At 67.5% G+C, this 6,879-nt stretch carries 6 protein-coding genes and 1 pseudogene; 6 read left to right on the forward strand and 1 reads right to left on the reverse strand.

Features of this window, described 5'->3' with window-relative positions; genetic code table 11:
- Window positions 1–78 precede the first annotated feature (78 nt).
- The 6 genes from DCW30_RS30480 (at window position 79) to tuf (ending at window position 5,793) form a co-directional block, all read left to right on the forward strand.
- Window positions 79–750, forward strand: coding sequence for a hypothetical protein (locus DCW30_RS30480; RefSeq protein WP_123985603.1), 672 nt, complete (start codon window positions 79–81; stop codon window positions 748–750).
- A gap of 11 nt (window positions 751–761) precedes the next feature.
- A complete protein-coding gene (locus DCW30_RS30485) occupies window positions 762–1,178 on the forward strand; it encodes a hypothetical protein (RefSeq protein ID WP_076684971.1) in 417 nt (138 codons plus the stop codon).
- A gap of 266 nt (window positions 1,179–1,444) precedes the next feature.
- Window positions 1,445–1,816 (forward strand): 30S ribosomal protein S12, encoded by a 372-nt coding sequence (gene rpsL, locus DCW30_RS30490; protein ID WP_003948652.1) that lies wholly within the window; start codon window positions 1,445–1,447, stop codon window positions 1,814–1,816.
- 2 nt (window positions 1,817–1,818) lie between these two features.
- Window positions 1,819–2,289 (forward strand): 30S ribosomal protein S7, encoded by a 471-nt coding sequence (gene rpsG, locus DCW30_RS30495; RefSeq protein ID WP_003974303.1) that lies wholly within the window; start codon window positions 1,819–1,821, stop codon window positions 2,287–2,289.
- Between the two features lie 39 nt (window positions 2,290–2,328).
- Entirely contained in the window at window positions 2,329–4,455 is a 2,127-nt protein-coding gene (gene fusA / locus DCW30_RS30500; RefSeq protein ID WP_062775121.1) for an elongation factor G, read from the forward strand.
- Between the two features lie 144 nt (window positions 4,456–4,599).
- A complete protein-coding gene (tuf, locus tag DCW30_RS30505) occupies window positions 4,600–5,793 on the forward strand; it encodes an elongation factor Tu (protein WP_062775123.1) in 1,194 nt (397 codons plus the stop codon).
- A gap of 175 nt (window positions 5,794–5,968) precedes the next feature.
- On the opposite strand, the pseudogene DCW30_RS30510 reads toward tuf, so the two are convergent.
- Window positions 5,969–6,879: pseudogene (locus DCW30_RS30510) on the reverse strand (helix-turn-helix domain-containing protein); the annotation flags it as partial.

A 6,879-nucleotide genomic window follows, 5' to 3' on the forward strand; every position in this document is an offset into this window, starting at 1 on the left:
GCTCGGCTTTTCTTTGGCCTGGTGGCCGCGGTCCTGATCCCGCTGGGACTCGCCTGGCAGGGGCCTCACCCATGGCGGATGGCTGCCTTCACGCCGGCCTACGGAGTGTGCGTGGTCGCCCCGTACGGCGGCGACGGCAAGCCGTGGCTGGCCCTGTCGGTCGCCGCTCTGCTGTCTCTGGGGTTCGTGCTTTGGAAACACCCGACGGGCATGCCGGATGTGGGCTTCACCGTCACCCTGCCCCTGATGGTGGGGCGCCTGGCTCGGACCCGACGGGTGAGCGTCGTCGCGCTCCTGGGCGCCGTCGGCATCGCCGTGTGGACGGCCGGCCCGGCCGTGGTGTCGCTCGGGCGGGAGCTGCTGCTGAGCGACACGGTGGCGGTCTTCGTGTCGGCGGCGCTCATCTCCGTCTTCGGGGGCGGCGCCCTCGCCAAGGCCGCGACCGGGCCGGTGCGCCGGGAGATCCTGGCGCTGCCCGACAGCCCGGAGCGGCGTGCGGCGGTCGAGTTCATGAACGCGGGGCGTGCGATCGGCCTGCTGGAGCGTGGGCTCCTCTTCGCGTTCCTCGCCGCGGGGCAGCCAGAGGCGGCAGCGCTCGTCCTCGCCGCGAAGTCGCTGGCCCGGGTGCCCACGAGTGACCACGGCAAGCATGCGTCCGAGTACTTCCTCATCGGTACGCTGGCCAGTGTCATCGCCTCGCTGGCGATGAGCATGGCTGCTCGCTCAGCGGTCGGGCTGCCCGTCCTTTAGGAGACGCCGCCGTGGAGCTGAGTAGGCACCCCTTGGTCCAGAAGCTGCTGTCGCTCAGCCTGCCGCCCACGGACTACGTGGTGGCGGGCAGCGGGCCGCTGCTGGCGCACGGGCTCCGGGACCGGATCGGAGACCTGGACGTCGTCGCGCGAGGAGCTGCCTGGAAGACGGTGACGGGGCTGGGGGACCCCGTTGTGGCACCTTCGGGGCATGGACTCATGGTGGTTCTCTTCGGCGGCGACATCGAGGTCTTCGACCGGTGGCTGCCCGGTGCGCCGGAGCCGGATGTGCTGATCGAGAACGCCGAGTGGGTGTGCGGTATCCCGTTCTGCCCGTTGGCCCAGATCCTGGTCTGGAAAGAGCGCTCGCTCAGGCCCAAGGACCAGACGGACGCGCAACTGATCATGGACTATCTGCGGCGTTCCTGATCGGCCCAGATGTCCGGCGTGTCGCCCCCCACCGCATTTGTTTTGACCGAACTCGATGAGGTAGGTACGCTCAGACCTTGTGCCTGGGGTGTGCCTGGGCTCGTGCGCGTGTCATCAACCGCAGCGCGGGTCCGTCAACGGCCGCCGTAATCTGCGCTCCTTTCCGCCTGGCGGCGGGGATCCGCAGGATTCGACACACCCGACCGCGTGGGTCGGCGACGTTCCAGGTTAGCTTTACTATTCGGCACACAGAAACCGGAGAAGTAGTGCCTACGATCCAGCAGCTGGTCCGTAAGGGCCGGCAGGACAAGGTCGAGAAGAACAAGACGCCCGCACTCGAGGGTTCGCCCCAGCGCCGTGGCGTCTGCACGCGTGTGTTCACGACCACCCCGAAGAAGCCGAACTCGGCCCTCCGTAAGGTCGCGCGTGTGCGTCTGACCTCCGGGATCGAGGTCACGGCCTACATTCCGGGTGAGGGACACAACCTGCAGGAGCACTCCATCGTGCTCGTGCGTGGTGGCCGTGTGAAGGACCTGCCTGGTGTTCGCTACAAGATCATCCGCGGCTCCCTCGACACCCAGGGTGTCAAGAACCGCAAGCAGGCCCGCAGCCGCTACGGCGCCAAGAAGGAGAAGTAAGAATGCCTCGTAAGGGCCCCGCCCCGAAGCGCCCGGTCATCATCGACCCGGTCTACGGTTCTCCTCTGGTGACCTCCCTCATCAACAAGGTGCTGCTGAACGGCAAGCGCTCCACCGCCGAGCGCATCGTGTACGGCGCCATGGAGGGCCTGCGCGAGAAGACCGGCAACGACCCGGTCATCACGCTGAAGCGCGCGCTTGAGAACATCAAGCCGACCCTCGAGGTCAAGTCCCGCCGTGTCGGTGGTGCGACCTACCAGGTTCCGATCGAGGTCAAGCCCGGTCGTGCCAACACGCTGGCCCTGCGCTGGCTGGTGGGTTACTCCCGCGCCCGTCGCGAGAAGACCATGACCGAGCGTCTGCTCAACGAGCTCCTCGACGCCTCCAACGGCCTCGGCGCCGCTGTGAAGAAGCGCGAGGACACCCACAAGATGGCCGAGTCCAACAAGGCCTTCGCGCACTACCGCTGGTAGTCGCTACCCACATCGAGACCGAGAGAAGACTGAGCCGACATGGCTACCACTTCACTTGACCTGGCCAAGGTGCGCAACATCGGCATCATGGCCCACATCGACGCGGGCAAGACGACGACCACCGAGCGGATCCTGTTCTACACCGGTGTGTCGTACAAGATCGGTGAGGTCCACGACGGCGCCGCCACGATGGACTGGATGGAGCAGGAGCAGGAGCGTGGCATCACGATCACCTCTGCTGCCACCACCTGTCACTGGCCGCTGAACGACGTCGATCACACCATCAACATCATCGACACCCCGGGCCACGTCGACTTCACCGTCGAGGTGGAGCGTTCGCTCCGTGTGCTCGACGGTGCCGTGACGGTGTTCGACGGCGTCGCCGGCGTTGAGCCCCAGTCCGAGACCGTGTGGCGTCAGGCGGACCGCTACGGCGTCCCGCGTATCTGCTTCGTCAACAAGCTCGACCGCACCGGCGCCGAGTTCCACCGCTGCGTCGACATGATCGTCGACCGCCTCGGTGCGACCCCGATCGTCATGCAGCTGCCCATCGGCGCAGAGGCTGACTTCAAGGGCGTCGTCGACCTCGTCACCATGAAGGCCTTCGTCTGGTCCGCCGAGACCAAGATGGGCGAGGCCTACGACATCGTCGACATCCCCGACACGCACACCGAGGCTGCCGAGGAGTACCGCGGCAAGCTCCTCGAGGCCGTCGCGGAGAACGACGAGCAGATGATGGAGCTGTACCTGGAGGGCCAGGAGCCCACCGAGGAGCAGCTGTACGCGGCGATCCGCCGCGTCACCATCGCCTCCGGCAAGGGCGGCGACACCACCGTCACCCCCGTCTTCTGCGGTACGGCGTTCAAGAACAAGGGCGTTCAGCCCCTGCTCGACGCCGTCGTGCGCTACCTCCCCTCCCCCCTGGACGTCGAGGCCATCGAGGGCCACGACGTCAAGGACCCGGAGCAGGTCGTCAAGCGCAAGCCGTCCGACGACGAGCCGCTGTCGGCCCTCGCCTTCAAGATCGCGAGCGACCCGCACCTCGGCAAGCTCACCTTCGTCCGGATCTACTCCGGTCGCCTGGACGCCGGCACCGCGGTGCTGAACTCCGTCAAGGGCAAGAAGGAGCGCATCGGCAAGATCTACCGCATGCACGCGAACAAGCGTGAGGAGATCGACTCGGTGGGCGCCGGTGACATCGTCGCCGTCATGGGCCTGAAGCAGACCACCACGGGTGAGACGCTCAGTGACGACAAGAACCCGGTGATCCTGGAGTCCATGGACTTCCCGGCGCCGGTCATCGAGGTCGCCATCGAGCCGAAGTCCAAGGGTGACCAGGAGAAGCTGGGTGTCGCCATCCAGCGTCTCTCGGAGGAGGACCCCTCCTTCCGCGTTCACTCGGACGAGGAGACCGGCCAGACCATCATCGGTGGTATGGGCGAGCTTCACCTCGAGGTGCTCGTCGACCGCATGAAGCGCGAGTTCCGCGTCGAGGCGAACGTCGGCAAGCCGCAGGTGGCCTACCGCGAGACGATCCGCAAGGCCGTCGAGCGCGTGGACTTCACCCACAAGAAGCAGACCGGTGGCACCGGTCAGTTCGCGAAGGTGCAGATCGCGATCGAGCCCATCGAGGGCGGCGACGCGTCGTACGAGTTCGTGAACAAGGTCACCGGTGGCCGTATCCCGCGGGAGTACATCCCGTCGGTGGACGCCGGTGCGCAGGAGGCCATGCAGTTCGGCATCCTGGCGGGCTACGAGATGACCGGCGTCCGCGTCATCCTTCTCGACGGCGCCTACCACGAGGTCGACTCCTCCGAGCTCGCCTTCAAGATCGCCGGATCGCAGGCCTTCAAGGAGGCCGCGCGCAAGGCGTCCCCCGTGCTGCTCGAGCCGATGATGGCCGTCGAGGTCACCACGCCCGAGGACTACATGGGCGATGTCATCGGTGACATCAACTCCCGCCGTGGCCAGATCCAGGCCATGGAGGAGCGCAGCGGTGCTCGCGTCGTGAAGGGCCTCGTGCCCCTCTCGGAGATGTTCGGCTACGTCGGAGACCTCCGCAGCAAGACGTCGGGTCGCGCAAGCTACTCAATGCAGTTCGACTCCTACGCCGAGGTTCCGCGGAACGTCGCCGAGGAGATCATCGCGAAGGCCAAGGGCGAGTAACTCACCCGAGTTCACGCTTTAGGCTTGACACCATCCGCCGGGGTTCGACCCCGCAGGGCGAGAACCCCGGCGGCTGGCTTCCCAGCAAAGATCACCTGGCGCCGATGAAGCAAGGCGTACAGAACCACTCCACAGGAGGACCCAGTGGCGAAGGCGAAGTTCGAGCGGACTAAGCCGCACGTCAACATCGGCACCATCGGTCACATTGACCACGGTAAGACGACCCTCACGGCCGCCATTACCAAGGTGCTGCACGACGCGTACCCCGACCTGAACGAGGCCTCGGCCTTCGACCAGATCGACAAGGCTCCCGAGGAGCGCCAGCGCGGTATCACGATCTCGATCGCGCACGTCGAGTACCAGACCGAGGCGCGTCACTACGCCCACGTCGACTGCCCCGGTCACGCGGACTACATCAAGAACATGATCACGGGTGCCGCGCAGATGGACGGCGCCATCCTCGTGGTCGCCGCCACCGACGGCCCGATGCCGCAGACCAAGGAGCACGTGCTCCTGGCCCGCCAGGTCGGCGTTCCGTACATCGTCGTCGCCCTGAACAAGGCCGACATGGTGGACGACGAGGAGATCCTGGAGCTCGTCGAGCTCGAGGTCCGTGAGCTCCTCTCCGAGTACGAGTTCCCGGGCGACGACGTTCCGGTCGTCAAGGTCTCGGCGCTCAAGGCGCTCGAGGGCGACAAGGAGTGGGGCAACTCCGTCCTCGAGCTCATGGCCGCCGTCGACTCCGCCATCCCGGAGCCGGAGCGCGACGTCGACAAGCCGTTCCTCATGCCGATCGAGGACGTCTTCACGATCACCGGTCGTGGCACGGTCGTCACCGGTCGTATCGAGCGTGGTGTCCTCAAGGTCAACGAGACCGTCGACATCATCGGCATCAAGACCGAGAAGACCACCACCACGGTCACCGGCATCGAGATGTTCCGCAAGCTGCTCGACGAGGGCCAGGCCGGTGAGAACGTCGGTCTGCTCCTCCGTGGCATCAAGCGCGAGGACGTCGAGCGCGGCCAGGTCATCATCAAGCCCGGTTCGGTCACGCCGCACACCGAGTTCGAGGCCCAGGCCTACATCCTGTCGAAGGACGAGGGTGGCCGTCACACCCCGTTCTTCAACAACTACCGCCCGCAGTTCTACTTCCGCACCACCGACGTGACCGGCGTCGTGACCCTCCCCGAGGGCACCGAGATGGTCATGCCGGGCGACAACACTGAGATGACCGTTGAGCTCATCCAGCCCGTCGCGATGGAAGAGGGCCTGAAGTTCGCCATCCGTGAGGGTGGCCGGACCGTCGGCGCCGGCCAGGTCACCAAGATCAACAAGTAAGCATCCCGCTTACGCGTTGATCGGGGTCACCCGGTCGCTCTGAACTGAGCGCACAGCAGTACCTCGCAGTAACGGAAGGGCCCGTACGACTCGGTCGTACGGGCCCTTTCGCGTGTCGTCGGCGGTGACCGGCAGGTCACTGGTAGCGGGGGAGGCGCACTGTCCGGGGCCGTGGTCATGGCCTGCGCACCTCCGCTGTGCCCAGGGGCAGGGGTCGTCGCGTTCCTGCTAGGTGCGCTGCGGGCCCGGGTCGGCAGTCGCGGCACCGGCCTGGTCCCGGTGCGCGAAAGGCGCGGTCGCAGTCCTCGCAGGTGTGGAGAGGGTGCAGGGTGGCGACGGGGCCTCGTAGGCCGGTGCGGAGGGCAGGAGGGCCGTCAAGCGGTGGGCCAGGAGCGCGGCCGGGCGGCGCAGGTCCGTCCGCGGCAGGTCGTGCGTCAGGGCGTGGCGTACGGCCTCGGGGGTGACGTCGCGCTCCAGCCAGGCGACCGCTCCTGCGGCCGGATGGGTCGTGTCGCGGGAAGTGAGAAGGAGGCGGGGGTCGTGGTGGCGGAGGCCGGCGAGGAGGTCCGTTGCCAGGTGGAGGAGCGGCGGGGCCGAAGACGTCGGATGCGGTACGGCGGGCAGTGGGCGCGGCTGCCTGCGGGGCGGGGATGGCGCCGCCGGGGCCGCCGTGCAGCCGCCGGACGCCGGAGGCTCCGGAGCCGGGGTGTGCTGCCGGGCGGTGCGTGGCTGGTTGCAGGACGTCGTGCGGGTGACGATGCGGCCGGACGCGGTGCGCTCGTGGTCTCGGCGCAGGTAGCCATGGGTCTCCAGCTCGCGCAGGGCCGCGGAGATCCGGGTTGCTCCCTCGGGGAAGCCGGCCGCCAGCGATGTGATGTCGACGCGCGCCCCTGTGGGCAGCGACTGGATGTGGCCGGCCAGGCCGATCGCCAGGAGGGGGAGCTCCTGGTGCTGCGTGAGGTGGTTGCCGATCACCGTGAAGCGGGTGGTGTGGCGGGTGTTCTCGTGGACGGTTCCGGAGGGCTGCCGCCGGGCAGCGGTGGGGCGCGCTGCGCTTCGGGGGCGCGTGGTCGCCCTTGCGGGGGG

The sequence above is a fragment of the Streptomyces alfalfae genome (genome assembly GCF_004127445.1).
Lineage (GTDB): Bacteria > Actinomycetota > Actinomycetes > Streptomycetales > Streptomycetaceae > Streptomyces > Streptomyces alfalfae.

Bases quoted from the DNA above. Each gene is read 5' to 3' on its own strand.
- DCW30_RS30480 (WP_123985603.1), top strand. From the start codon at position 79: ATGGCTGCCTTCACGCCGGCCTACGGAGTGTGCGTGGTCGCCCCGTAC.
- rpsG (WP_003974303.1), top strand. From the start codon at position 1,819: ATGCCTCGTAAGGGCCCCGCCCCGAAGCGCCCGGTCATCATCGACCCG.
- fusA (WP_062775121.1), top strand. From the start codon at position 2,329: ATGGCTACCACTTCACTTGACCTGGCCAAGGTGCGCAACATCGGCATC.